The following is a 24,272-nucleotide window of genomic DNA, read 5'->3' on the forward strand; positions in this document are numbered from 1 at the left end:
GGAGGTTGAACATGCGCTCGATATTGCTGTGGATGATCGGCGTGCCGATACCGGTGATTATCCTGATCTGGATTTTCATGCATTGAGCGGCTGGGGGCCGCGGTGCGGCCCATCGCGGCGCAAGGCCGGTTCTGCAGAGGTCGCGTGAACCTCAAGCCAGCGCAGATCGCTCTGGCAACTGATTAAAGAAACTGCTCCGCGTAATGACAGGCCACTTGCCGGGTACCGACTTGCCTGAACGCCGGCACGTCCTTGGCGCAGCGTTCAGTGGCATGTGGGCAGCGCTTGTGGAACGCGCAGCCGTTCGGTGGGTTCAGCGGGTTGGGCAACTCCCCGGCAATTCTGATTTTCGGCTTCAACGGGTCGGGATGAATCGCCGGTGTCGCTGACAGCAGTGCCTGGGTGTACGGGTGCAGCGGCTTCTCGTAGATGTCCTCCTTGGGCCCCATTTCTGCGGGCCTTCCCAGGTACATCACCAGCACCTGGTCGGCCACGTGCCGCACCACCGCCAGGTTGTGCGAGATGAACACGTAGGCGGTGTTGAACTCCTTCTGCAAGTCCATGAACAGGTTCAGTACCTGTGCCTGGATCGACACGTCCAGCGCCGAGGTCGGTTCGTCTGCCACCAGTACCTTGGGCTGCAGCATCATCGCCCGGGCCAGGGCGATGCGCTGGCGCTGGCCGCCAGAGAACATGTGCGGGTAGCGCTGATAATGCTCGGGGCGCAGGCCGACCTGCTCCATCATCTTCTGCACCTTGTCTCGCCGTTCGGCCTTGCTCAGCGAGGTGTTGATCAGCAAGGGTTCGGCCAACTGGTCGCCAATCTTCTGCCGAGGGTTGAGCGAAGCGTAGGGACTCTGGAATACCATCTGCACGTCGCGGCGCAGTTGCTTGCGCTGGGCCTTGCTGGCGCCAGTGACTTCGGTGCCGGCAATTTGCAGGGAGCCGGAAGACGGCTCTTCGATCAATGTCAGGGCGCGGGCCAGGGTCGACTTGCCGCAGCCAGACTCACCCACCACCGCCAGGGTCTTGCCGGCCTCCAGCTCGAACGACACGCCGTTGAGCGCGCGGACCAGTGCGTGGCCTTTGAACAGCCCGCGGGATACTTCGTAATGCCGGGTCAATTCCCGGGCAGTCAGAACCACGGCCATTACGCCACCTCCTGGTTCAGCGGGTAGAAGCAACGCACCAGGCTGTGCGCCTGAGGGTCGAGGGGCGGGCGCTGGCGCCGGCAGTCGTCCTGTACATAAGGGCAGCGCGGCGATAGCAGGCAGCCCACGGGGCGGTCGTAGCGGCCAGGCACGATGCCCGGCAGGGTGGCCAGGCGTTCGGCGCCAAGGCTGTGTTCGGGGATGGCCGCCAGCAGGGCTTCGCTGTAAGGGTGGGCCGGCAGGTCGAACAGCTCCGGAACCTGGCCAACTTCCACCGCCTGGCCGGCATACATCACGCACACCCGCCTGGCCGTTTCGGCGACCACGGCAAGGTCGTGGGTGATGAGGATCAGCGCCATGTTGCGCTCTTTCTGCAGGTTCACCAGCAGTTCCATGATCTGCGCCTGGATCGTCACGTCCAGCGCGGTGGTGGGCTCGTCGGCGATCAGCAGCTTGGGTTCGCCGGCAATCGCCATGGCAATCGCCACACGCTGGCTCATGCCGCCGGACAACTGGTGCGGGTAGGCATCCAGGCGGCTTTCCGCCGCCGGGATCTCGACCTTTTTCAATAGCTCAAGGGCACGTTGGCGCGCGGCCTTGCCCTTCAGGCCCAAGTGTTGCCGCAGCACCTCCTCGATCTGGAAGCCTACCGTGTAGCTGGGGTTCAGTGCGGTCATCGGGTCCTGGAAGACCATGGCGATGTCCTTGCCCACCACCTTGCGCCGTTGCCGGCCGCTGAGCTTGAGCATGTCGGTGCCGTCGAACGTGAGGGCGTCGGCGGTAATGCGCCCAGGCGCATCGATCAGGCCCATCAGGGCCATCATGGTGACCGATTTACCCGAGCCGGACTCGCCGACGATCGCCAGGATCTCGCCGGCGTCCACCGCCAGGTCCAGGCCATCGACCACCGGCACGGCAGTGGCGTCGCCGAAGCGCACGTTCAGGTTGTTGATCTGTAACAGTGACATGGCGTTCTCCTCAGGCGGCGTTCTTGAGTTTCGGGTCCAGCGCATCGCGCAGGCCGTCGCCCATCAGGTTGATTGCCAACACACTGAGCAGAATGGTCAGGCCGGGCAGGCTCACCACCCACCAGGCACGCTCGATGTAGTCACGCGCCGAAGCCAGCATGGTGCCCCACTCGGGGGTGGGCGGCTGCACGCCCAGGCCAAGGAAGCCCAAGGCAGCGGCGTCGAGGATCGCCGAGGAAAAACTCAAGGTGGCCTGCACGATCAACGGTGCCATGCAGTTGGGCAGCACCGTGACGAACATCAGGCGTGGCAAGCCGGCGCCGGCCAGGCGTGCGGCCGTGACGTAGTCGCGGTTCAGCTCGCCCATCACGGCGGCGCGGGTCAGGCGCACGTAAGAGGGCAGCGACACGATGGCGATCGCAATCACCGTGTTGATCAGGCCTGGGCCGAGAATGGCGACGATCGCCACCGCCAGCAGCAGCGACGGCAGTGCCAGCATCACGTCCATCAGGCGCATGATCGACGGGCCCAGCAGTTGCGGGAAGAACCCGGCCAGCAGGCCCAGCAGGATGCCCGGGATCAGCGACATCACCACCGAGGACAGGCCGATCAGCAGCGACAGCCGCGCGCCCTGGATCAGGCGTGAAAGCAGGTCGCGGCCGAGTTCGTCGGTGCCAAGGATGAACTGCCAGGTGCCGCCTTCCAGCCACACCGGTGGGGTCAACAGGAAGTCGCGGTACTGCTCGCTGGGGTCATGGGGGGCGACCCATGGCGCGAACAGCGCGCAGAACACCACCAGGCACATGAACGCCAGGCCCATCACCGCGCCTTTGTTGCGCGCGAAGGCTTGCCAGAATTCTTTGTACGGCGAAGGGTAGAGCAGGCTTTGGTCCACCGGGCTGGCCGGCGACACGGATTTCGGAATCGGGCTAGTCATGGCAAGGGCCTCAGCGCTGATGACGGATGCGTGGGTTGGCCAGGCCGTAGAGAATGTCCACGACGAAATTGACCAGGATTACCAGGCAGGCGATCAGCAGGATGCCGTTCTGGACCACGGGGTAGTCACGGGCGCCGATGGCTTCGATCAGCCATTTGCCGATGCCCGGCCAGGAGAAGATGGTTTCGGTCAGCACCGCACCGGCCAACAGCGTGCCGACCTGCAGGCCGAACACGGTGAGCACCGGGATCAATGCGTTGCGCAAGCCATGCACGAACACTACCCGGGCCGGCGACAGGCCTTTGGCACGGGCTGTGCGGATGTAGTCTTCGCGCAGCACTTCAAGCATCGATGAGCGGGTCATGCGCGCGATTACCGCCAGCGGGATGGTGCCGAGCACGATGGCAGGCAGAATCAGGTGCATCACCGCGTCCTTGAATGAGCCTTCCTCATCGCTGAGCAGGGTATCGATCAGCATGAAGCCGGTTTTCGGCTCGATGTCGTAGAGCAGGTCGATGCGCCCGGACACCGGGGTCCAGCCCAGGCTCACGGAGAAGAACATGATCAGGATCAGGCCCCACCAGAAGATCGGCATCGAATAGCCCGCCAGGGATATGCCCATTACCCCGTGGTCGAACAGCGAGCCGCGTTTGAGCGCTGCGATCACCCCGGCCAGCAAGCCGACCACGCCAGCGAACAACAGCGCGGCAAAGGCCAGTTCCAGGGTGGCCGGGAACAGGGTCAGGAACTCGCGCCACACGCTTTCGCGGGTGCGCAGCGATTCACCCAGGTCGCCCTGGGCCAGCTTGCCGACATAGTCCAGGTACTGGACCGGCAGGGGTTTGTTCAAGCCCAGGCGCTCCATGGCCTGGGCATGCATTTCGGGGTCGACCCTGCGCTCGCCCATCATCACTTCCACCGGGTCGCCGGGGATCAGGCGTATGAGCGCGAAAGTCAGCAACGTGATGCCGAAAAAAGTCGGTATCAGCAGGCCAAGGCGCCGGGCAATAAAACTCAACATTGTCGGGGTTACCTCATCAGACCGTACGGCCAGCAGCACGCTACGGCAGTGCCGCCGGTTCCCTGCTGGGCGCCGGCGGTCGTCGTTGTTCTACTTCACCCGGGTGGTGGCGAAGTTGTTTTTGGCCAGAGGGCTGATCACGTAGCCCTCTACATTGTCACGCATGGCGGTGAACATCTTCGGGTGGGCCATGCTGATCCACGGTTGGTCGTCATCGTACACCTTCAATGCCTCGCTATAGAGCCTTGCCCGTTCGTCGTTGTCGACCACCTCGCGGGCTCGGCTGATCAGCTCCTGGAACTTAGGGTTGCACCAGCGCGCATAGTTCTCGCCGGTCTTGGCCGCCTCGCAACTGAGCAGGGGGGTGAGGAAGTTGTCCGGGTCGCCGTTGTCGCCCGCCCAGCCGGTGGACACCAGGTCGGCTTCACCGCGCTTGGCGCGGCGCAGCATCTCGGCCCACTCCATCACACGGATATCCAGCTTCAGGCCGATCTGGCCGAGGTCGGCCTGCAGCATCTCGGCCGACAGGCGCGGGTTGGGGTTGGTCATGCCACCGCCGTTGCGGGTGAACAGGGTGATGACGGTGCCCTCCGGCACACCCGCCTCCTTGAGCAGGGCGCGCGCCTTGGCAAGGTCACGCGGCGGGTTCTGGTTGGCCGGGTTGAAGCCCATCATGCTGGGCGGGTAGGGGTTCACCCCGACCAAGGCATTACCTTTGCCGAACAGCTGGTCGACGTGGGTCTGGCGGTCGAACGCCATGTTGATGGCTTTACGCACGCGCACGTCGCTGAGGTACTTGTGCTGGGTGTTCATGGCAACGTAGCCGGTCACCAGCGCTTCGGTTTCGGCCACCTTGAGGGTGCGGTCGGCCTTGATCGAGGGCACGTCGTCCGGCTTGGGGTACAGCGCCACCTGGCACTCGTTGGCGCGCAATTTCTGCAGGCGCACATTGCTGTCGGTGGCAATGGCGAAGATCAGGGCGTCGGCCGGCGGTTTGCCGCGGAAGTAGTCGGGGTTGGCTTTGAAGCGGACCTGCGCATCCTTGTTGTAGCGCTGGAAGATGAACGGCCCGGTGCCGATGGGTTTGCTGTTCAGCTCGGCGGCCTTGCCGGCCTTGAGCAACTGGTCGCCGTATTCTGCCGAATAGATAGAGGTGAAGCCCATGGCCATGTCATGCAGGAACGGTGCTTCGGGGCGGGTGAGGGTGATCACCACGGTATGCTCGTCGGTCTTGTCCACCGCCTTGAGCAACTGGCTGAAGGCCATGCTCTCGAAGTACGGGTAGCCGACGCTGGTCTTGTCGTGCCACGGGTGCGCCGGGTCCAGCTGGCGCCGCAGGCTCCACAGCACATCGTCGGCGTTGAATTCGCGGGTGGGTGTGAAGTAGTCGGTGCTGTGGAACTTCACGCCCTTGCGCAGGTGAAAGGTATAGGTCAGGCCGTCTGCTGAAATGTCCCAGCGCTCGGCCAGGGCCGGCTCGATGTCGGTGGTCCCGGGTTTGAAGTCCACCAGGCGGTTGAACAGTGTTTCAGAGGACGCATCGAAGGTGACGCCGGTGGTGTACTGGACCACGTCGAAGCCCTCCGGGCTGGCTTCGGTGCAGACCACCAGCGGCTTGGCCGCCAGTTGCGTGGCACTGCCGAGCACCAGCGCAGCCAGGGCCAGGCGTAGCGGTCGCGACTTGATGAAAACTCTGTGCATGGGTTGAAGACTCCCTGCGTGCATTGATTCCAGCGTAGCCGCCAAGGCCCGCCGTGCAGCGGGCCGTGGCGCAAACGGTCAGAGAATGTTGAATGGAATGGTGGTGACCAGGCGGAACTCGTCCAGGCTGCCATCGGCCTGCGCTTTGCTGGCGCGGTGCGTGGTGTAGGTGGCGCGGATACTGGTGTCCTTCAGCGGCCCGCTCTGCACCGCGTAGCTGGTGCCGATACCCCACTCGTAGTGGGTTTCGCCATCCAGGCCCCTCACGTCATAGGCGGTGCCACGGTAGTGGGTGCCATCGATGCCCCAGCCACGGGCGTTGTACAGGTTGAACTTCAAGCCTGGCACGCCGTAGGGCGCCATGTTCAGCACGTAGGAAATCTGCAAGGATTTCTCGTTCGGGCCGTTGAAGTCCGAGAGCAACGAGTTGGCCAGGAAAATGCCGTTGGTTTCGTGCAGGTAGTCGAAGTATTCGTTGCCGTTGACCTGCTGCCACGAAGCGCTGAGGGTGTGCGCCTGGTGGGTCAGGCCGAACGACAGGCTGTAGGTGTCGTTGTCGATCTTGCCCATCTTCTGGCTGCCGGCGTCGACTGTCTTGTAGTAGTTCAGGCCAGTGGTCAGGCTGAGCACCGCACTGTCGCCAAGCACATGGTTGGCGCCGAAGTAGTACTGGTTCCAGAAGTCATCGACTTTGGTGGCGTACAGGCTGGTGCTCAGGCTCTTGAACGGCTGGTAATTGATGCCGGCAGTGCTGGCACGGTCGGTTTCCACGCCAGTGGCGCTGTACTCGCTGCGGAACTTGCTGAGGCTTTGCTCGGTACGCGGCGAGACGCGGTCGAAGGTGCCCAGGTCGAAGTTGAGGTTGTCGAACTCGGCACTGTGCAGGAACACGCCCTGGAAGCTCGACGGCAGGGCACGGTTGCCGATGTAGGCGATCATGGGTGTGTCCACCGATTGCCGGCCCAGGGTGAGGGTGGTGTTGGACACGCGTGCCTTGATGTTGCCCAGGCCCAGCTTGCTCCACTGGCCGATGGGGTCGCCGTCGCTGTGGGTGAGCGTGCGGTTGTTGGGGCCGGCTACGGCCTGGCGGCTCTGCTGCAGTGCAATGGCATTGTAGCCGGCGGCCTCGACGGCGATGCCGACGGTGCCTTCGGTAAAGCCGGAGCTGTAGTTGAGGATGGTGCCCTGCACCCAGTTCTCACGGCTGTGCGTGTCGTGGCGGGTGCCGTCGTTCTTGTAGTACTTCCACAAGGGGGCGCGCGCCGCGCGTTCGCGGGCGTACCAGTTACGGGTGCTGCCGGACAGGTTCTGCCCCTCAATAAAACCGCTGGCCTGGGCTTGCTCGCTGGTGCTCTTGAGGGTGATGGGAATGAAGGCCTGGCTTTGCGGGTCAGCCTGGGCCACGGTGGTCACTGCACTGATGGATAAGGCCAGTGCGCTCAAGGTGAATAGTTTCAAGTTGAAGCTCCCTTTCTTTTCTAGTTATGGCCGGCCTTGTGGGCCGGGTGCTTGCTGCGGTGTTGCCAGGGTTGCCGCGGGGTTGCCGGGCTTGATCCGGAAGCTGTGTTGCCTGTACCGGCGAAGCGGCCGGTGCAGGTTGGCCATCAGTCAACACTCACACCGGAGAAATCATTGCGCCCAAACGGGCTGACCTTGAATTGGGAAACCTTGACGCTGAGCGGCTGGTTGACGGTGGAATGGGCCACCGGGGTGATCGGCACCTGCTGCTTGAGGCGCTGCTGTGCCTGCTGGTACAGGGCGCTGCGTTGCACCGGGTCGCTCACGCGCTTGGCCTGCATGACCAGGCTGTCGTACTGCGGATCGCACCACTGCGAGTAGTTGTTGCTGCCAATGGCGGCGCAGCTGTAGAGGGTGCCCAGCCAGTTGTCGGGGTCGCCGTTGTCACCGGTCCAGCCGATCAAGGCGATGTCGTGCTCGCCGTTTTTCATGCGCTTTACGTATTCGCCCCACTCGTAGCTGACGATGCGCACCTTGAGGCCGAGTTTGTTCCAGTCGGCCTGCAGCATTTCGGCCATCAGCTTGGCGTTGGGGTTGTACGGGCGCTGCACCGGCATGGCCCACAGGGTGACCTCGGTACCTGGCGCTACGCCGGCCTGGCGCAGCAGTTGGCGGGCCTTTTCCGGGTTGTAAGGGGCATCCTTGAGGCTGTTGTCGTAGGACCATTGGGTCGGTGGCATGGCGTTGACTGCCAACTGGCCGGCGTCCTGGTACACCGCCTGGATAATGGCTTGCTTGTTCACCGCCATGTCCAGCGCCTGGCGTACTTCCAGGCGGTCGAACGGTGCATGGCGGGTGTTGTAGGCGATGTAGCCGAGGTTGAAGCCCGGCTGCTGCAGCACCTGCAGTTGGCTGTCGGCGCGAAGGGCCGGCAGGTCGGCCGGGCGCGGGTGCAGGGTGACCTGGCATTCGTTGCGGCGCAGTTTCTGGATGCGCACCGAGGGGTCTACGTTGATCGAGAACACCAGGTTGTCGAGCTTGACCTGCTCGGGGGCCCAGTAGGCCTTGTTGCCCTTGTAGCGGATCTGCGAGTCCTTCTGGTAGCGCTGGAACACGAACGGGCCGGTGCCGATCGGCTGCTGGTTGATGTCACTGGCACGCCCGCTGGCCAGCAACTGCTCGGCGTACTCGGCAGAGAGGATCGAGGCGAAGCTCATGGCCAGGTTCTGAATGAATGCGGCATCCACCGCGTTCAGGGTGAACACCACGGTCAGCGGGTCGCGTTTCTCGACCCGGGCGATGTTCTTGTCCAGGCCCATGCTGATGAAATAGGGGAACTCGGTGGGGTAGGCCTGGCGGAACGGGTGGCCTTTGTCGAGCATGCGGTTGAAGGTGAACAGCACGTCGTCGGCATTGAAGTCGCGGCTGGGCGTGAGGGCCTTGTTGCTGTGAAACCTGACCCCCTCACGCAGATGGAATGTGTAGTTCAAGCCGTCGTCGGACACCTCCCAGCGGGTAGCCAGGGCAGGGTGCACGGCGGTGCCGCCACGTTCGAACTCGACCAGGCGGTTGTAGATCGGTTCGGCGGCGTCGTTGTCGGTGGCGGTGGTGTACTGGGCGGTGTCGAAACCGTCAGGGCTGCCCTCGGAGCAGAACACCAGGCTGTTGGCGTACAGGTGGGGGGCCTGGCTGATCAGGCCCAGGGCCAGCAGGGCAGCAAGTCGGGTGGCGTGGCGCATGGCAAGTCCTTTTCCTCTGTTTGCACCGCCCACGGGTACGAATGGCGGCAACAGTGTGCCGACCCCGCAGCGGATAGCTGCAGGCCGACAGAAATTAGTGATTGGAGGGGAGGGCACCCACCAGCTGGCGGGTGCCGGGGCTACCCTATTTGTCCACGCTGACGCCGTAGAAGGCGTTCAGCGCGAACGGGCTGATCTTGAAGTCCTTCACCTTGACGCTCATCGGCTGGTAGACGGTGGAGTGGGCGATCGGGGTGATCGGCACCTGCTCCTTGAGGATGCGCTGTGCCTGCTGGTACAGCTCGGTGCGCTTGGCCTGGTCGGAGGTGGCCTTGGCCTGTTTGATCAGGCTGTCGTAGGGCTTGTAGCACCACTTGGAGAAGTTGTTGCCGTCAATGGCATCGCAGCCGTAGAGGGTGCCTAGCCAGTTGTCCGGGTCACCGTTGTCGCCGCTCCAGCCAATCAGCATGGCGCCCTGTTCGCCGGCTTTGGAGCGCTTGATGTACTCGCCCCACTCATAGCTGACAATTTTTGCCTTGATGCCGATCTTGGCCCAGTCGGACTGCAGCATTTCGGCCATCAGCTTGGCATTGGGGTTGTACGGGCGTTGCACGGGCATGGCCCACAGGGTGATTTCGGTGCCTTCCTTGATGCCGGCTTCCTTGAGCAGTTGTTTGGCTTTTTCCGGGTCGAACGGTGCGTCCTTGATGCTGGTGTCATACGACCACTGCGTGGGCGGCATGGCGTTGACCGCCAGCTGGCCGGCGCCCTGGTAGACCGACTCGATGATCCGTTTCTTGTCCACGGCCATGTCCAGCGCCTGGCGCACTTTCAGCTGGGCCATGGGGTTGGGCTGGTTGCTGCCCTTGATCTGGTCCATCACGTTATAGGCGATGTAACCCAGGTTGAAGCCGGCCTGCTGGGGCATCTGCAGGTTCTTGTCGGCCTTCAGCGGCTCGATATCGGCCGGGCGTGGGAACAGGGTGACCTGGCATTCGTTCTTTTTCAGCTTCTGCATGCGTACCGAGGCGTCGGTGGTGATGGCGAAGATCAGGTTGTCGATCTTCACGTCCTCGGGCTTCCAGTAGTCCTTGTTGCCCTTGAAGCGGATCTGCGCGTCCTTCTGGTACTTGCTGAACACGAACGGGCCGGTGCCGATCGGCTTCTGGTTGATGTCGGCGGCCTTGCCGTCCTTGAGCAACTGGTCGGCGTACTCGGCGGACTGGATCGAGGCGAAGCTCATGGCCAGGTTCTGGATGAACGCTGCATCGACCTCGTTGAGGGTGAACTTGACGGTGTGCTCGTCAAGCTTTTCCAGCTTGGCGATGTTCTTGTCCATGCCCATGTCGGTGAAGTACGGGAACTCGGTCGGGTAGGCCTTGCGGAAGGGGTGGTCCTTGTCGAGCATGCGGTTGAAGGTGAACAGCACGTCGTCGGCGTTGAACGGGCGGGTCGGCTTGAAGTAGTCGGTGGTGTGGAACTTCACCCCCTCGCGCAGGTGGAAGGTGTAGGTCTTGCCATCGTCGGACACGTCCCAGCGAGTGGCCAGGCCGGGTATCACTGCAGTGCCGCCGCGTTCGAACTGCGTCAGGCGGTTGAAGACGGTTTCGGCCGAGGCGTCGAAGTCGGTACCGGTAGTGTATTGCCCTGGATCGAAGCCGGCCGGGCTGCCTTCGGAGCAGAACACCAGGTTGGACGCGGCAAGTGCCGACGGAGCACCGGTGAGCAAGCCTGCACCGAGCAGGAACGGTATGACTGCGTGTTTGAGCATGGTGGCCTCATTTTTGTCATTTTTCGAGTGAGGTGGCCTCGTGAGCCGACCTGCGGATACTTATGCAGGGGATGTTCCCAATGCAACAGGTACAAGGATAGTTGGCGCCGGGAATGTGGCACGAACGTACATGGATGTCGCATCGCTATAACTTTCGACGAAGTTAAACGTTTGCGTGGGCAAAATGATGGCTTTTTTCGAGGTGTTTCAAGGCGGGATTTTTGTAGGATGCACCTGAACGGTGCGTAAGAAAGGTCTGAAACGCTTTTTTCAGCCCCCACACGGCCCCTGTAGGAGCGGCCTTGCGTCGCGATGGGCCGCGCGCAGCGGCCCCTGTGCAGCACACTGCTACAACAGGGGAGCGCCCCCCCGGCCCCCGCCCCGTCGCGACCCCAGGCCGCGCATACCGGCGCTAGTTGCTTAAGGCATCTGCACTTCAATCAACCCATCAGCATTCATGCTCACCTCACTGGTACCGGCTTCGATGTCCGGCGCCGGCGCCGCTTCATCTGCGCTCATGGCCTTCATGGCCATGGGGGCGCTGCGCAGGTACGGCCGTGGGTAGCCGCTGCTGTTCAGGTTCAGGCTGACCACTTTGTAGCCTGTGCCGCCCAAGGCTTGCGTGGCCAGTTGTGCATGGGCCTTGAACGCATCGACGGCATCCTTGAGCAGCTCGTCTTCGCTGGACTTGCGCGTGGCCGGCGCGATGGAGAAGTCCATGCCACCCATTTTCAGCTCTTGCAGCAGGTCGGCGGTCAGTTGCGAGAGGGCCGGGAAATCGGCGCTTTCCAGGCGCAGCTCGGCGCGTTCACGCCAGCCGGTGATCTTCTGGCCTTTGCTGTCGTAAACGGGGTAGCTGTTGCGGCTGCCCTGGCTGATCTTCACATCCTTGACCTGGCGCGACTGCTGCACGGCCTTGTTCATGGTTTCGGTGATCTGCTTGGCGAGCTTGCCGGGGTCGCTGTTCTGCGCTTCGCTATACAAGGTCACGACCATCAGGTCGCGCGCCACTTCCTTGCTGACCTCGGCGCGCAGCGATACCTGGTTGTAGCGCGGTTCATCGGCCGCCAGTGCCGGCAGGCTGGCGAGCAGGCCGCAAGACATGATCAGGGCGGCGCCGTGACGTGGAATGTGCATGTGGTACTCCTTGGCAATAAAAGGCGTGGGCGCTGGTCATCCATGCCACGCATGGCCAATCAGACCGGCATCAGTGTAGTGGGTTCAACAGTGCCATCACGACAGTGTGACAAAGTGTGGCGCTTTGCCGCAGCGCTGCAGCAGGGGGCCCGGCTTCGGTATACTCCAGCCGATTTTCTGGAGCACTCATCAGGAGAGCTCATGCTCGCCGCCGTACAACCGTTGTCCGCTACCCGCCAGAACCTCTGGCGCCTGACCGTCATTCGTGTGCTGGTCCTGGCTGCCCAGGCCGGCTCGGTCGGTGTCGCCTACTGGACCGAACTGCTGCCCTTACCCTGGCTATCGCTGGCCGGTACCTTGGCCTTGTCGTCGCTGCTGTGTGCCTTCACCGCCCTGCGCCTGCGCTTGTCGGTGCCCGTCACCGAAATGGAATACGCCCTGCAGCTGGCCTGTGACCTGTTGATCCACAGTGCCTTGCTGTATTACTCCGGCGGCTCGACCAACCCGTTCGTGTCCTACTACCTGGTACCGTTGGCCATTGCCGCAGTGACCCTGCCGTGGCTGTATTCGCTGATCCTGTCCGGTATTGCCCTGACCGCCTACAGCTTGCTGCTGGTGCAGTTCTACCCGCTCGAAGGCCTGCCCATGGCGCGGGACAAGATGCAGGTGTACGGCATGTGGCTGAGTATTGCCCTGGCGGCGGCGGTGATCACCTTCTTCGCGGCACGCATGGCGGAAGAGCTGCGGCGCCAGGAGCAACTACGCTCGGAGCGGCGTGAAGAAAGCCTGCGCGACGAGCAGTTGCTGGCCGTAGCCACCCAGGCCGCCGGCGCCGCTCATGAGCTGGGCACGCCGCTGGCCACCATGAGTGTGCTGATCAATGAAATGCGCCAGGACCACACCGACCCGCTGTTGCAGGAAGACCTGCAAATCCTTCAGGACCAGGTGAAGCTGTGCAAGGAAACCCTGCAGCAACTGGTACGCGCCGCTGAAGCCAACCGCCGCCTGGCGGTGGTCGAGCAGGATGTCACCGCCTGGCTGGACGAAGCGCTGAACCGCTGGCACTTGATGCGCCCGGAAAGCAGCTACCGCTTCCAGCGCCTGCGTGACGGCCAGGTGCCGCGCCTGACCCCGCCACCGGACCTGACCCAGGCGCTGCTGAACCTGTTGAACAATGCGGCCGATGCCTGCCCCGATGACCTTGAAGTGCGCCTGGACTGGGACGCTCAGGATATCGTGATCAGCATCCGCGACCATGGCCCTGGCGTGCCGCCGGCCATTGCCGAAGCCATCGGCAAACCCTTCATTACCACCAAGGGCAAAGGTTTCGGCCTGGGCCTGTTCTTGAGCAAGGCCAGCGTGACCCGTGCGGGCGGTTCGGTAAAACTTTATAGTCATGAGCAGGGTGGCACCCTGACCGAACTGCGCCTGCCCTATGGCAAGCGAGGAGATGAATGATGAGCGATGAAAACCAGGTCGAGAGCGAAGAGCTGCCGCACCTGCTGCTGGTGGATGACGATGCCACCTTCACCCGGGTCATGGCGCGCGCCATGAGCCGTCGCGGGTTCCGCGTGAGCATTGCCGGTTCCGCCGAAGAGGGCTTGATCCTGGCCCAGCAGGACCTGCCGGACTACGCCACGCTGGACTTGAAGATGGACGGCGACTCCGGCCTGGTGCTGCTGCCCAAGCTGCTGGAGCTGGACCCGGAAATGCGCGTGGTGATCCTGACCGGTTATTCGAGCATTGCCACAGCGGTGGAGGCGGTCAAGCGCGGCGCCTGCAACTACCTGTGCAAACCGGCTGATGCCGACGACGTGCTGGCGGCGTTGCTGTCGGAGCACACCGACCTGGACGCGTTGGTGCCGGAAAACCCGATGTCGGTCGACCGCCTGCAGTGGGAGCATATACAGCGTGTGCTGACCGAGCACGATGGCAATATTTCGGCCACCGCACGGGCGCTGGGCATGCACCGGCGGACCTTGCAGCGCAAACTGCAGAAGCGTCCGGTTCGGCGCTGATTCATATTGCCTGTACCGGCCCCATCGCTGGCAAGCTGGCGATAGGGCCGGTGTGGACAGAAATTCATCTGTAACACCCCGCGATCCCCGCAAATCCCGGCTGTTGGCGTATCATTGCCACCTGACGGCAACCCCTCCAGGATCGCTAGCGCATGCTCGCCCTTCTCATCCAGACGCTGAATATCACGGCACCGGTTTTCGCCATGCTGTTCATGGGCGTGCTGCTCAAACGCATTCGCCTGATCGACGACAACTTCAACCAGGTCGCTTCGCAGCTGGTGTTCAACGTGTGCATGCCGGCCCTGCTGTTCCTGGGCATCTACCACGCTGACCTGGCTACGGCGGTCCAGCCCGGTGTCATTTTGTACTTCATCGTCGCGACCCTGATCGGCTTCGCCCTTGCCTGGGGCATGGCTATCTGGCGCAGCCCCATGGCCGATCGCGGTATCTATGCCCAAGGCGCCTTTCGCGGCAACAACGGCGTCATTGGCCTGGCCTTGGCCGCCAGCCTGTACGGGGACTATGGTATTTCCTTGGGGGCGGTACTCGCCGGCGTGGTCATCCTCATGTACAACTCGCTGTCCGCGGTGGTGCTGGCGGTGTACAGCCCGGACCTCAAGTCCGACCCCTGGAGCATCTGCAAGAGCATTCTCAGCAACCCGCTGATCATCAGCGTATTGGTGGCCACCCCGATGGCCTACGGCCAGGTGCCGCTGCCCAACTGGTTGCTCACTTCAGGCGACTACCTGGCGCAGATGACCCTGCCACTGGCGCTGATCTGCATCGGCGGCACCCTGTCGCTGGCGGCTCTGCGCGACAGCGGCCGCCTGGCCATCGATGCCAGCCTGGTGAAGATGGTGTGGTTACCGCTGCTCGGCACCCTGGGTGCTTGCCTGTGTGGTTTTCGCGGTGCCGAGCTGGGCATCCTTTTCCTGTACATCGGTAGCCCCACGGCGGCCGCCAGCTACGTGATGGCGCGCGCGGCCAACGGCAACCACCAATTGGCGGCGTCGATCATCGTGATCACCACGTTGATGGCAGCAATCACCACCAACATTGGTATTTTCATCTTGCAGTGGGGCGGATGGATCTAGATCCTTGACTGCAAACAACAGCAACAACACTGCCTCACTGAGCTAAAGGACACTTCATGCAAGACCAGAGCACGCCCGAGCGGTTACAGCGCGGGCTGAAGAATCGCCACATCCAGCTGATTGCGCTGGGTGGGGCCATCGGTACCGGGTTGTTCCTGGGCATCGCCCAGACCATCCAGCTGGCTGGCCCCTCGGTACTGCTGGGCTATGCCATCGCCGGCCTGATGGCCTTTCTGATCATGCGCCAGTTGGGTGAAATGGTGGTGGAAGAGCCGGTTGCCGGCAGCTTCAGCCATTTCGCCCACCAGTACTGGAGCGAGTTCGCCGGGTTCGTCTCGGGCTGGAACTACTGGGTGGTGTACGTGCTGGTCGGCATGGCCGAGCTTACCGCTGTGGGTATCTACGTGCAGTACTGGTGGCCGGAATTCCCGACCTGGGCCACCGCGGCGATCTTTTTCGTGGTGATCAACCTGATCAACCTTACTCAGGTCAAGGTCTATGGCGAAATGGAGTTCTGGTTCGCCTTGGTCAAGGTGGTGGCCATTGTCAGCATGATCGGCTTCGGTGCCTGGTTGCTGAGCAGCGGGCAGGGCGGCGCCGATGCCAGCGTAGCCAACCTGTGGCAGTACGGCGGGTTCTTCCCCAATGGCGTCAGCGGCCTGGTGATGGCGTTGGCGGTGATCATGTTCTCGTTCGGCGGCCTGGAGCTGGTGGGCATTACCGCTGCCGAGGCCGACAACCCGCGCCAGAGCATTCCCAAGGCCACCAACCAGGTGGTGTACCGTATCCTCATTTTCTACATCGGCGCGCTGGCCGTGCTGCTGTCGTTGTACCCGTGGCAGAAGGTGGTGCAAGGCGGTAGCCCGTTCGTGATGATCTTCCACGAACTGGACAGCGACCTGGTGGCCACCATTCTCAACATTGTGGTGCTTACCGCGGCGCTGTCGGTGTACAACAGCTGCGTGTATGCCAACAGCCGCATGCTGTTCGGCCTGGCCAGCCAGGGCGATGCGCCGCGCCAGTTGCTGAAGGTCAGCCGCAGCGGCGTGCCCCTGACAGCATTGGGGGTATCGGCGTTCGCTACCGGCTTGTGCGTAGTGATCAACTACCTGATGCCGGGTGAGGCCTTTGGCTTGTTGATGGCCCTGGCGGTATCGGCGCTGGTGATCAACTGGGCGAGCATCAGCATCACCCACCTGAAGTTCCGCAAAGCCAAGCTGGCCGCGGGCATCACCCCGTTCTACAAGAGCCTGGGGCACCCGCTGACCAACTACCTGTGCCTGGCATTCATCGTGTTGATCCTGGTGGTGATGTACCTGACCCCGCCGATTCGCATTTCAGTGATGCTGATACCGGCATGGATTGCCGCGCTGTGGGTGGCCTTCAAGCTGAAGAAGGCTCGCCAGGCGAAGTACTGAGTCGGGCTTGTGCGTGAGGGGCAGGCCGCCAGCGTTTCGCCGCCTGGTGGCCCTGGCGCGCTGCCTATCCATGCCCCTCAATGCTGCCGCCGCCAGGCGCGCACGGTGGTGTACAGCAGCACCAGGGCCAGTACCGGCAGCACGTAGAACAGCATCAGCCGCTCAAGGCGGCCGGCCAGCGGCAGCCCCATGGTGAAGGCCGCGACGTGCAGGCCATAAGCCAGGTACAGGCACAGGAAGACCAGCCCTTCGGCCCGGGTAATGCGGTAGCCGGAATAGAACACCGGCATACTCAGTACGGCAACGCCGAGCATCACGGGCAGGTCGAACGACAGTGCATTGGGTGAAATCGACAGCGGCTCTGGGGTCACCAGTGCGGTCAGGCCCAGCACCGCCAGCAGGTTGAACAGGTTGCTGCCGATGACCGTGCCCACGGCGATCTCCCGCTCGCCCCGCAGGGCCGCAATCAAGGCGGCGGCCAATTCCGGCAGGGAGGTGCACACAGCGACCACGGTCAGCCCGATAACGCGCTCGGACAGGCCCAGGTCGGTGGCCACCTCGACGGCGGCTTCAAGCAGCAAGTGGCCTGCCAGGGTCAACAGGCCCAGGCCGAACAGCACCTGCAGCACGGTGGCTGACCAGAAGCGCCCGGCGCTGGCCTGGGCGGCGTCGGGGGCAGGGTAGGTACGTGCGTAATGGCGCGACTGGTGCCAGAGCATGGCCAGGTAGCCGGCCAGGCCCAGCAACAGCAACCCACCTTCGACCCGGCCCAGCTGGCCGTTGGCGCACAGTGCGTAGACCAGGCCGCTGGCGAGGATCATCAGCGGTATGTCCAGACGTACCAACTGGCGCGAAACCCGCAGTGGGATGATCAATGCGGCCAGGCCGAGCACTACCAGCACATTGAAGATATTGCTGCCGACCACGCTGCCGACCGCTACATCCGGCGCGCCCTGGTAGGCCGCCTGCAGGCTGACGGTCAACTGTGGTGCGGTGCTGCCGAAGGCGACCAGGCTCAGGCCGATGATCAACGGGCGCACGTGCAGGCGCTGCGCCAGGCGCAGGGCTGCGCGCACCAGCAGTTCGGCGCCGCCTACCAGCAACAGCAGGGCTGTGCCCAGTTGCAGCAGGCTGAAGGTGGGAAGGGTGGCCAAGTCGAAAATGGTCGAACTCCTGTCGCGTCAGTCGCTAAGCCCTTGTACCCGCACCCGCGCTGTGCCGCTACGCAGCATGCCGATTTTTTCGGCGGCGGCGCGTGACAGGTCGATCAGCCGGCCGCGGGTATGCGGGCCACGGTCGTTGATGCGTACCACCACACTGCGCTGGTTGGCCATGTTGGTCACCAGAACGCGGCTGCCAAACGGCAGGCTGCGGTGGGCGGCGGTAAGGCCGTGCTGGTTGAACGGTTCGCCGCTGGCGGTGCGTTTGCCGTGGTGGCGCGAGCCGTAATAGGAAGCGGTGCCGGTCTGGTCGTAACCGCGCGGGTCGATGTCATGGCTGGCGCAGCCGGCCAGGAACGAAAACAGGGCGAGGGTGCCGAGGGATCGTTTTAGCAAGTCAGGTGCTCTCCTAGTGCGACGCTCCCACAGGTCGGCGCTGTACCTGTGGGAGCGGGCATGCCCGCGAACGAGGGCGAAGCCCTCGCAGGACTACAGGGATAAAACAATCACCCTTCGAGCTTGGCCTTGAGCATTTGGTTCACCTGCCCTGGGTTGGCCTTGCCTTTGGAGGCTTTCATGGCCTGGCCGACGAAGAAGCCGAACATCTTGCCGCGCTTGGCCTCGTCAGCCGCGCGGTACTGTTCCACCTGCTCGGCATTGGCGGCCAGCATTTCGTCGAGCATCTTCTCGATTGCGCCGGTGTCGGTGACCTGCTTCAGGCCTTTGCTTTCGATAATGCTGTCGGCATCGCCTTCACCGCCAGCCATGGCTTCGAACACGGTCTTGGCGATCTTGCCGCTGATGGTGTTATCGCGGATGCGCAGCAGCATGCCACCCAGTTGCGCAGCGCTGACCGGTGCCTGGTCGATCTCCACGCCCAACTTGTTCAGCAGGCTCCCCAGTTCGACCATGACCCAGTTGGCGGCCAGCTTGGCGTCACCGCCAATTTTCACCACTTCTTCGAAGTAGTCGGCCTGTTCGCGGCTGGAGGCCAGCACGTTGGCATCGTAGGCCGACAGGCCATACTGGCGCTGGAAGCGCTCGACCTTCTGCGGCGGCAGCTCGGGCAGGGCAGCGCGGATGCTGTCGAGGTAGCTGTCCTCGATTACGACCGGCAGCAGGTCCGGGTCGGGGAAGTAACGGTAGTCGTTGGCTTCCTCTTTGCTGCGCATGGAACGGGTTTCATCTTTGTTTGGGTCGTACAGGCGGGTTTCCTGCACCACCTTGCCGCCATCCTCGATCAGGTCGATCTGGCGCTGGATCTCGCTGTTGATGGCACGCTCGATGAAGCGGAACGAGTTGACGTTCTTGATCTCGCAGCGGGTACCGAATTCGACCTGGCCTTTCGGGCGGATCGACACGTTGCAGTCGCAGCGCAGCGAGCCCTCGGCCATGTTGCCGTCGCAGATGCCCAGGTAGCGCACCAGTGCGTGGATCGCCTTGACGTACGCCACGGCCTCCTTGGCGCTGCGCATGTCAGGCTCGGACACGATCTCCAGCAGCGGTGTGCCGGCGCGGTTCAGGTCGATGCCAGTAGAGCCGCTGAAGTCTTCGTGCAGGCTTTTGCCTGCGTCTTCTTCCAGGTGCGCGCGGGTGACCCCGATGCGCTTGATGGTGCCGTCTTCCAGGGCAATGTCCAGGTGGCCCTTGCCGACGATCGGCAGGTCCATCTGGCTGATCTGGTAGCCCTTGGGCAGGTCCGGGTAGAAGTAGTTCTTGCGCGCGAACACGTTGCGCTTGCCGATCTCGGCATCGATGGCCAGGCCGAACATGCAGGCCATGCGCACGGCTTCCTGGTTCAGCACCGGCAAAACGCCCGGCATGCCCAGGTCAACCAGGCTGGCCTGGGTATTCGGCTCGGAGCCGAAGGTGGTAGCGCTGCCGGAGAAGATCTTCGACTGGGTGGCGAGCTGAGTGTGGATTTCCAGCCCGATCACAACTTCCCATTGCATGTGTGAACTCCTCAGAAGCCGTTGGGGGCACGGGTGTGCCAGTCGGTCACTTGCTGGTAGCGGTGCGCGACGTTGAGCAACCGGCCTTCCTGGAAGTACGGCGCCAGCAGCTGTACGCCGACCGGCAGGCCGTCGACGAAGCCCGCGGGCATCGACAGGCCCGGCAGGCCCGCCAGGTTGGCGGTGATGGTGTAGATGTCTTCGAGGTAGGCGGCGACCGGGTCGCTGCTCTTGGCGCCAAGCTTCCAGGCCGGGTTAGGCGTGGTCGGGCCAAGGATCAGGTCAACCTCGTTGAAAGCGGCCATGAAGTCGTTCTTGATCAGGCGGCGGATCTGTTGCGCCTTCACGTAGTACGCGTCGTAGTAGCCGGCCGACAGGGCGTAGGTGCCGACCATGATGCGGCGCTGGACTTCAACGCCGAAACCTTCGCCACGCGAACGCTTGTACAGGTCGGTCAGGTCTTTGGGCGCCTCGCAGCGGTAGCCGAAGCGCACACCGTCGAAACGCGACAGGTTGGACGAGGCCTCGGCAGGTGCGATCACGTAGTACGCGGCAATGGCGTGCTGCATGTTCGGCAGGCTGATTTCCTTGACCACGGCACCGAGCTTTTCCAGCTCCTTGACGCTGGCCTGCACCAGGTCGGCAATGCGTGGGTCCAGGCCTGCACCGAAGTACTCCTTGGGCAGGCCGATGCGCAGGCCCTGCAAGGAGGCGCCGAGGTTGGCGCTGTAGTCCGGCACCGGCTCCTCGATGCTGGTGGAGTCCTTGGCGTCGAAGCCGGCCATGCCTTGCAGCAGCAAGGCGCAGTCTTCGGCGGTGCGCGCCAGTGGGCCACCCTGGTCGAGGCTGGAAGCGTAGGCGATCATGCCCCAGCGCGAAACACGACCGTACGTCGGTTTCAGGCCGGTGAGGTTGGTCAGCGCCGCCGGCTGGCGGATCGACCCGCCGGTGTCGGTGCCGGTGGTGGCTGGCAGCAGGCGCGCCGCCACGGCCGCGGCAGAACCGCCGGACGAGCCGCCTGGCACGTGTTCCAGGTTCCACGGGTTCTTCACCGCGCCGTAGTGGCTGGATTCGTTGGCCGAACCCATGGCGAACTCGTCCATGTTGGTCTTGCCCAGGGTGACCATGCCGGCTTCGGCCAGCTTGGCGACCACGGTGGCGTCATACGGCGCCTTGAAGTTGTCGAGCATCTTCGAGCCGCAGCTGGTGCGCACGCCGTTGGTGCAGAACAGGTCCTTGTGGGCGATGGGCGCACCCAGCAGCGCGCCGGTCTCGCCAGCGGCGCGACGGGCGTCGGCGGCACGCGCCTGGCCCAGGGCCAGCTCGTCGGTGACGCTGATGAAGCTGTTGAGCTGTGGGTCGAGCTGCTTGATGCGCGCCAGCAGCGCGCCGGTCAGCTCTTCGGAAGAAAACGACTTGTCGGCGAGTCCGCGGGCGATCTCGGCCAGGGTCAATTGGTGCATGGCAGGCTCTATCCCTTACTCGATGACTTTGGGAACCAGGTACAGACCGCTTTCGGTCGATGGCGCGATGGCCTGGTAGGCGTCGCGCTGGTTGCTTTCGGTGACCTGGTCGGGACGCAGGCGCTGGCTGGCCTCCAGCGGGTGAGCCAGGGGCTCGATGCCAGTGGTGTCGACAGCTTGCATCTGGTCGACCAGCCCAAGAATGCTGTTGAGGGCGTCGGTAATGCGTGGCAGTTCGCCATCATTCAGGCCCAGGCGGGCCAGATGGGCGATCTTTTCCACGTCGCAGCGTTCAAGCGCCATGGGGATCTCCAAGGGAAACAAAGAACGGAATTTAGGTCCGCAGTGAGGAACATGTCAGCTTTTTGGCGGTCTAACAGCCGCGAATTTCTGCTGGCGTGCTCGGAAAAACAGCCAATTTAACATATTGGCTCCTTGCCCAAAATCCCTGCCATTGTTAGAGTTTGCCGCACTTTTTTACCCACGCTTTCCCCAGGGTCACTTTCCCATGTTCAAGAAACTGCGTGGCATGTTTTCCAGCGATCTTTCCATCGACCTGGGTACTGCCAACACCCTTATTTACGTGCGTGAGCGCGGTATCGTCCTGAATGAGCCCTCGGTTGTTGCCATCCGTACCCATGGCAACCAGAAAAGCGTCGTCGCCGTCGGTACCGAAGCCAAACGCATGCTGGGCCGTACGCCTGGCAACATTGCAGCCATTCGTCCGATGAAGGACGGCGTGATCGCCGACTTCAGCGTTTGCGAAAAAATGTTGCAATATTTCATCAACAAGGTTCACGAGAACAGCTTCCTGCAGCCAAGCCCGCGCGTGCTTATCTGCGTACCGTGCAAATCGACCCAGGTAGAGCGCCGCGCCATTCGCGAGTCGGCCCTGGGTGCCGGTGCCCGTGAAGTGTTCCTGATCGAAGAGCCAATGGCTGCCGCCATCGGTGCCGGCCTGCCGGTAGAAGAGGCCCGCGGTTCGATGGTCGTCGATATCGGTGGCGGCACCACCGAAATCGCCCTGATCTCGCTCAACGGTGTGGTCTACGCCGAGTCCGTGCGTGTTGGCGGTGACCGCTTCGACGAAGCCATCGTGACCTACGTACGCCGTAACTACGGCAGCCTGATCGGCGAGTCCACCGCCGAGCGCATCAAGCAGGAAATCGGCACTGCCTACCCGGGCGGTGAAGTGCGCGAAGTCGACGTGCGTGGCCGTAACCTGGCCGAAGGCGTGCCGCGTGCCTTTACCCTGAACTCCAACGAAGTGCTCGAAGCGCTGCAGGAGTCGCTGGCGACCATCGTTCAGGCAGTGAAGAGCGCCCTCGAGCAATCGCCGCCCGAGCTGGCCTCCGACATTGCCGAGCGTGGCCTGGTGTTGACCGGTGGTGGTGCACTGCTGCGTGATCTCGACAAGCTGCTGGCCCAGGAAACCGGCCTGCCGGTTATCGTCGCCGAAGACCCGCTGACCTGTGTCGCCCGTGGCGGTGGTCGCGCCCTGGAGATGATGGACAAGCACGCGATGGACCTGCTCTCCAGCGAGTGATCCTGCTCGCTGTTCATGAGCGCCCGGTTTACAGGTAGTACGCACAGTGCTACCTGTATGTGCTGGGCTGGCGCCCACACGGGCGCCGTATCCGTCAACCCGCAACCAGGCTGGTGCGTTGTCCCATGTCCAATGACCTCCTGAGTCGTCCACGAGGAACGGCCCATTAAACCGCTTTTCTCCAAGGGCCCTTCGCTGGGCGTTCGCCTGCTCGTTCTGGTGGTGCTGTCAGTCGCGTTGATGGTTGTCGACGCGCGCTTCGACGTGCTCAAACCGGTGCGCAGCCAGATGGGCCTGGTGCTGATGGAGTCGTACTGGATCACCGACTTGCCGCAGCGTGCCTGGCAGGGCGTGGCGGGCCAGTTCGGTAGCCGCACCGAACTGATTGCCGAAAACGAGAAGCTCAAGACCGAGGCCCTGCTGCTGCAGGGGCGCCTGCAGAAGCTGGCGGCCCTTACCGAGCAGAACGTGCGCCTGCGCGAACTGCTCAACTCCTCGGCGCTGGTCAACGAAAAGGTCGAAGTGGCCGAGCTGATCGGGGTCGACCCCAACCCCTTCACGCACCGTATCCTGATCAACAAGGGCGAGCGTGACGGCGTGTTCCTTGGCCAGCCGGTGCTCGATGCCCGGGGCCTGATGGGGCAGGTGGTGGAGTTGATGCCCTATACCTCGCGGGTGCTGCTGCTGACCGACACCACCCACAGCATTCCGGTGCAGGTCAACCGCAATGGCTTGCGCGCGATCGCCAGCGGTACCGGTAACCCCGAGCGCCTGGAATTGCGCCATGTGGCCGACACCGCCGACATCAAGGAAGGCGACCTGCTGGTCAGTTCCGGCATGGGCCAGCGCTTCCCGGCCGGCTACCCGGTGGCCACCGTCAATGAAGTGATCCACGACTCCGGCCAGCCGTTCGCTATCGTGCGTGCCATCCCCACCGCCGCGCTCAACCGCAGCCGCTACATGCTGCTGGTGTTCAGTGACCGGCGCACCCCAGAGCAGCGTGCCACCGATGCTGCCATGGCCCAGGAAGAAGCCGACCGCAAGGGCACCGCGCCCGCCGGCCAGCCAGCCACAACCGGCGAGCAGGCCGCACCGGCCACGGGTACCCCTGCAGCGCCGGCCAGCCCGGCCACGCCAACGGCCCCGGCCGCGCAGCCTGCGGCCCCAAGTGCTGCCCCGGCGGCAGCGCCGGCTGCCCCCGCCCCCACCCGGAGACAATGATGGCTGCATCGCGCCGCAACAACGGCTGGGTGATCTGGCTGACTTTCGCCATCGGCCTGCTGCTCAGCGTCTCGCCCATGCCGCAGTTCATGGAAGTGTTCCGGCCCATGTGGCTGGCCTTGCTGGTTTCGTTCTGGACCCTGGCCATGCCGCACAAGGTGGGCATGACCACAGCGTTCGTGCTGGGCCTGGCCGAGGATGTGCTGTATGGCACCTTGCTGGGGCAGAACGCACTGATCCTTACCCTGATCACCTTCCTGGTGCTGTCCTTGCAGCAGCGCCTGCGCATGTTCCCCATGTGGCAGCAAAGCCTGGTCATTCTGGTGATCTTCGGCATTGCCCAGCTGATCCAGCTGTGGCTTAGCGCCCTGACCGGCAACCGTCTGCCCACCCTGGCATTGGTCTGGTCGGCGGTGATCAGCGCCTTGCTCTGGCCGTGGATCAGTTTCGCCCTGCGCGACCTGCGTCGCCGCTTGCGTATCAACTGACGGCGATGCGCCGCTGACAGGGAGATGTC

Annotated in this window: 21 protein-coding genes; 7 read left to right on the plus strand and 14 right to left on the minus strand. The window is 63.4% G+C overall.

Annotation, left to right across the window (positions count from 1 at the left end):
* Positions 1-182 precede the first annotated feature (182 nt).
* From K4A76_RS04460 to K4A76_RS04500, 9 genes are all read right to left on the minus strand, one after another.
* Positions 183-1,151, minus strand: coding sequence for a peptide ABC transporter ATP-binding protein (locus K4A76_RS04460; RefSeq protein ID WP_054881444.1), 969 nt, complete (start codon positions 1,149-1,151; stop codon positions 183-185).
* Entirely contained in the window at positions 1,151-2,119 is a 969-nt protein-coding gene (locus K4A76_RS04465) for an ABC transporter ATP-binding protein (protein ID WP_182388821.1), read from the minus strand. The genes K4A76_RS04460 and K4A76_RS04465 overlap by 1 nt, the downstream gene beginning before the upstream one ends.
* Positions 2,120-2,129: 10 nt before the next feature.
* Positions 2,130-3,056, minus strand: a complete 927-nt coding sequence (locus tag K4A76_RS04470) for an ABC transporter permease subunit (protein WP_009685150.1) — start codon at positions 3,054-3,056, stop codon at positions 2,130-2,132.
* A gap of 10 nt (positions 3,057-3,066) precedes the next feature.
* Positions 3,067-4,077: an ABC transporter permease subunit gene (locus K4A76_RS04475; protein ID WP_009685151.1), complete on the minus strand. Its 1,011-nt coding sequence runs from the start codon at positions 4,075-4,077 to the stop codon at positions 3,067-3,069.
* 90 nt (positions 4,078-4,167) lie between these two features.
* Complete coding sequence (locus K4A76_RS04480; protein WP_054911631.1) at positions 4,168-5,778, minus strand: ABC transporter substrate-binding protein; 1,611 nt, start codon at positions 5,776-5,778, stop codon at positions 4,168-4,170.
* Positions 5,779-5,856: 78 nt separating this feature from the next.
* Positions 5,857-7,236: an OprD family porin gene (locus K4A76_RS04485; protein WP_274411635.1), complete on the minus strand. Its 1,380-nt coding sequence runs from the start codon at positions 7,234-7,236 to the stop codon at positions 5,857-5,859.
* A 146-nt stretch (positions 7,237-7,382) separates the two neighbouring features.
* Positions 7,383-8,975, minus strand: coding sequence for an ABC transporter substrate-binding protein (locus K4A76_RS04490; protein ID WP_274411636.1), 1,593 nt, complete (start codon positions 8,973-8,975; stop codon positions 7,383-7,385).
* A gap of 145 nt (positions 8,976-9,120) precedes the next feature.
* A complete protein-coding gene (locus K4A76_RS04495) occupies positions 9,121-10,746 on the minus strand; it encodes an ABC transporter substrate-binding protein (protein WP_054881441.1) in 1,626 nt (541 codons plus the stop codon).
* 420 nt (positions 10,747-11,166) lie between these two features.
* Positions 11,167-11,883: an SIMPL domain-containing protein gene (locus tag K4A76_RS04500; RefSeq protein ID WP_274411637.1), complete on the minus strand. Its 717-nt coding sequence runs from the start codon at positions 11,881-11,883 to the stop codon at positions 11,167-11,169.
* A 201-nt stretch (positions 11,884-12,084) separates the two neighbouring features.
* Between K4A76_RS04500 and K4A76_RS04505 the strand changes: the two genes are divergently transcribed.
* From K4A76_RS04505 to K4A76_RS04520, 4 genes are all read left to right on the plus strand, one after another.
* A complete protein-coding gene (locus K4A76_RS04505; protein ID WP_009685158.1) occupies positions 12,085-13,341 on the plus strand; it encodes an ATP-binding protein in 1,257 nt (418 codons plus the stop codon).
* Positions 13,341-13,901, plus strand: a complete 561-nt coding sequence (locus tag K4A76_RS04510; RefSeq protein ID WP_274411638.1) for a response regulator transcription factor — start codon at positions 13,341-13,343, stop codon at positions 13,899-13,901. Before K4A76_RS04505 ends, K4A76_RS04510 begins: the two co-directional genes overlap by 1 nt.
* 152 nt (positions 13,902-14,053) lie before the next feature.
* Positions 14,054-14,995 (plus strand): AEC family transporter, encoded by a 942-nt coding sequence (locus K4A76_RS04515; RefSeq protein WP_274411639.1) that lies wholly within the window; start codon positions 14,054-14,056, stop codon positions 14,993-14,995.
* Positions 14,996-15,051: 56 nt separating this feature from the next.
* Positions 15,052-16,413 (plus strand): amino acid permease, encoded by a 1,362-nt coding sequence (locus K4A76_RS04520; RefSeq protein WP_009685162.1) that lies wholly within the window; start codon positions 15,052-15,054, stop codon positions 16,411-16,413.
* A 77-nt stretch (positions 16,414-16,490) separates the two neighbouring features.
* On the opposite strand, the gene K4A76_RS04525 is transcribed toward K4A76_RS04520, so the two are convergent.
* The 5 genes from K4A76_RS04525 to gatC form a co-directional block, all read right to left on the minus strand.
* Complete coding sequence (locus tag K4A76_RS04525) at positions 16,491-17,534, minus strand: calcium/sodium antiporter (protein ID WP_274412268.1); 1,044 nt, start codon at positions 17,532-17,534, stop codon at positions 16,491-16,493.
* 60 nt (positions 17,535-17,594) lie between these two features.
* On the minus strand, positions 17,595-17,969 hold the full coding sequence (locus K4A76_RS04530) for a septal ring lytic transglycosylase RlpA family protein (protein ID WP_054881438.1): 375 nt from the start codon (positions 17,967-17,969) through the stop codon (positions 17,595-17,597).
* Between the two features lie 110 nt (positions 17,970-18,079).
* Positions 18,080-19,525, minus strand: a complete 1,446-nt coding sequence (gatB, locus tag K4A76_RS04535) for an Asp-tRNA(Asn)/Glu-tRNA(Gln) amidotransferase subunit GatB (protein ID WP_110679319.1) — start codon at positions 19,523-19,525, stop codon at positions 18,080-18,082.
* An 11-nt stretch (positions 19,526-19,536) separates the two neighbouring features.
* Positions 19,537-20,988: an Asp-tRNA(Asn)/Glu-tRNA(Gln) amidotransferase subunit GatA gene (gene gatA / locus K4A76_RS04540; protein WP_054890020.1), complete on the minus strand. Its 1,452-nt coding sequence runs from the start codon at positions 20,986-20,988 to the stop codon at positions 19,537-19,539.
* A 15-nt stretch (positions 20,989-21,003) separates the two neighbouring features.
* On the minus strand, positions 21,004-21,291 hold the full coding sequence (gene gatC, locus K4A76_RS04545; RefSeq protein ID WP_003255165.1) for an Asp-tRNA(Asn)/Glu-tRNA(Gln) amidotransferase subunit GatC: 288 nt from the start codon (positions 21,289-21,291) through the stop codon (positions 21,004-21,006).
* A 205-nt stretch (positions 21,292-21,496) separates the two neighbouring features.
* Between gatC and mreB the strand changes: the two genes are divergently transcribed.
* The 3 genes from mreB to mreD all read left to right on the plus strand — a co-directional run bounded on the left by mreB (position 21,497) and on the right by mreD (position 24,243).
* Entirely contained in the window at positions 21,497-22,534 is a 1,038-nt protein-coding gene (gene mreB / locus K4A76_RS04550; protein WP_003255163.1) for a rod shape-determining protein MreB, read from the plus strand.
* Between the two features lie 195 nt (positions 22,535-22,729).
* The gene (gene mreC, locus K4A76_RS04555; RefSeq protein ID WP_274412269.1) at positions 22,730-23,755 is read left to right on the plus strand and encodes a rod shape-determining protein MreC; all 1,026 of its coding nucleotides are present in this window, start codon (positions 22,730-22,732) and stop codon (positions 23,753-23,755) included.
* Complete coding sequence (mreD, locus tag K4A76_RS04560; protein WP_029885529.1) at positions 23,755-24,243, plus strand: rod shape-determining protein MreD; 489 nt, start codon at positions 23,755-23,757, stop codon at positions 24,241-24,243. Before mreC ends, mreD begins: the two co-directional genes overlap by 1 nt.
* Positions 24,244-24,272: the final 29 nt, after the last annotated feature.

Origin of the sequence: Pseudomonas sp. NEEL19 (genome assembly GCF_028751975.1) — a bacterium.
Lineage (GTDB): Bacteria > Pseudomonadota > Gammaproteobacteria > Pseudomonadales > Pseudomonadaceae > Aquipseudomonas > Aquipseudomonas juntendi.